Genomic DNA, 1,684 nt, shown 5'->3' with positions numbered 1-1,684 from the left:
ACGTGGGGCACGTGCTGGTCGCCGGCGTGGTCGTGGGCGCCGGGGTAATGGGTGTAGCTGACGGTGCATTGGCGCGGGCGGCGGGCGCGGCGGGGTGCGCGTAGCGTGCCGGGGCCTTGCGGGGAGGCGTCCGGGTCTGGCGGCAGCATCGGTGGCAGCTTGGTGCGGTCGGGTTCCACCACAACCCACTGCACCCGCTTGGGCGGCGTGGGGCGCGCATGTGTGCGGGTGGGCCGTGCGCTGGCAGATGCCGTGGGTGAGCGGCGGCGTATCATTGCGCCTCCGGGTGGTGGCGGGTGATGGATGCGGCCGCGTGCTGCTGCAGCGCCACGGCACTGCGTGCGAACCGGCGGCGCGAGATGTGCGGTAACACACCGAGCTGGCGACTCAGCGGATGCGCGGGATGGGTGCTCGCCTGCTCAAAAGCTGCGCGTGCGGCAAGTTGGCGTAGCACCTCACGCATATACCAATGCAGGCGGTGAGCGGAGGCTGGCAACAGATAACCCGGCACCGATGCCGGCGTGGATGGTGCGGTAGACATGGCAACGCCCTCCTGGAACAACCCAAGAACCGCCGCCAACGGCGACGGGATGTCGGGAGGTTCGAAACCGCACACAGCCGGCGGGCGTATTTCCCTTGCGGGTGTTGTATTAGCCGCCCTCCCGACGCAGGCATCGCGTCGGCTTGTACCTGCAGGATGCAGGCACAAAAAACCCACCGGTTTGACGGAGGTGGGTACCGCTGTGTGAGGAGTTTCGACGCTCCTTAGGCTGGAGATTGCAACGCACCAATCGCGATGTCAACCGAGACCATCTGTGCTCAGAAGGCAGATCCGAAAAGTAGCGACACACGATCTGTGTGATCAGATATTTGAGGTCACAGGCCCGCTACGCTTGCACCGGATGCACTACGAAGGAAATTTCGCGCCGTCCCATCACTTCTACCTGGCTGTGTAGACCTGACACCTTTAATCTTGCCGTATCACCCAACGATGGTAGGTGTCATGGAAAGTAGCGATGTGGGACCGATCGTGCCCTTGACCTTCAAGGCATTAGAAGAACGCCTGCGCGCGCTACCAGAGTTTCCTGCCGACACTGCCAGCCCAAGCCGCCTCGTGCGCGGCGCCGCCATCGTTATGGCATTAGGAATCGCCCTGACCCTCGTTGCTTCGTTCTTAAGCTTTACCAATGTTCCTCCCCAGTTGCTAAAGAAGGCAGCAACGGCTGGCTTCTGGGTTGCGTTGATAGCGCTAGGCATCCTGATGATAATTAGCATCTATGGGATAGTCAGTGATCTACGTCGATGGACAGTAGATCAAGCAATGCGCACTGATCATCAGCTAGAGCAATTTATGCAGGAGGTGAGTTGGCTGAAGAAGTATCCGGCAGCAACCCTGCAGATCATGCTGGATCACGCTCGCTACAGCCATACACGCCGTGCGGGCCGCATTGCGCTATTGGCCGGAAGCATCGACAAGCTAGGCCTTCTGCCGGTTGCGGCGTCGCTCTTCCTGGTTCTGCGCGCTGGTGGCAATCCTCTAGCGATGTCTCCATTAACAGCAATAGTGGGGATTTTCCTGCTGTTCTTCTGGATGATCTGCTGGGTTGCCACGTCGGCCAGGGGTAAACTGCAGACCTATGAATACTTGCTCGACATGGCGCTAAGGATGGTCTGATCAACGGGG

3 protein-coding genes are annotated in these 1,684 nt (G+C 60.6%); 1 reads left to right on the top strand and 2 read right to left on the bottom strand.

The annotated features are described in order from the left end of the window. Window positions 1-275, bottom strand: a 275-nt coding sequence (locus Y887_RS19515; protein WP_084726097.1) for a hypothetical protein, incomplete at its 3' end; no start/stop codon positions are given. Next, window positions 272-541, bottom strand: a complete 270-nt coding sequence (locus Y887_RS21390) for a hypothetical protein (protein ID WP_245879490.1) — start codon at window positions 539-541, stop codon at window positions 272-274. The genes Y887_RS21390 and Y887_RS19515, both read right to left, overlap by 4 nt. Before the next feature lie 462 nt (window positions 542-1,003). Here Y887_RS21390 and Y887_RS17435 point away from each other — a divergent pair, with 462 nt between their 5' ends. Continuing rightward, window positions 1,004-1,675 (top strand): hypothetical protein, encoded by a 672-nt coding sequence (locus tag Y887_RS17435; RefSeq protein ID WP_245879491.1) that lies wholly within the window; start codon window positions 1,004-1,006, stop codon window positions 1,673-1,675. Window positions 1,676-1,684 lie beyond the last annotated feature (9 nt).

It is taken from the genome of Xanthomonas pisi DSM 18956 (assembly GCF_001010415.1).
In the GTDB taxonomy this organism is placed as follows: Bacteria; Pseudomonadota; Gammaproteobacteria; order Xanthomonadales; family Xanthomonadaceae; genus Xanthomonas; species Xanthomonas pisi.
The sequence above is the reverse complement of the archived record's forward strand: the minus strand, read 5'-3'. Positions and strand labels throughout refer to the sequence as shown.

Bases quoted from the DNA above. Each gene is read 5' to 3' on its own strand.
- Y887_RS17435 (WP_245879491.1), top strand. From the start codon at position 1,004: ATGGAAAGTAGCGATGTGGGACCGATCGTGCCCTTGACCTTCAAGGCA.
- Y887_RS21390 (WP_245879490.1), bottom strand. From the start codon at position 541: ATGTCTACCGCACCATCCACGCCGGCATCGGTGCCGGGTTATCTGTTG.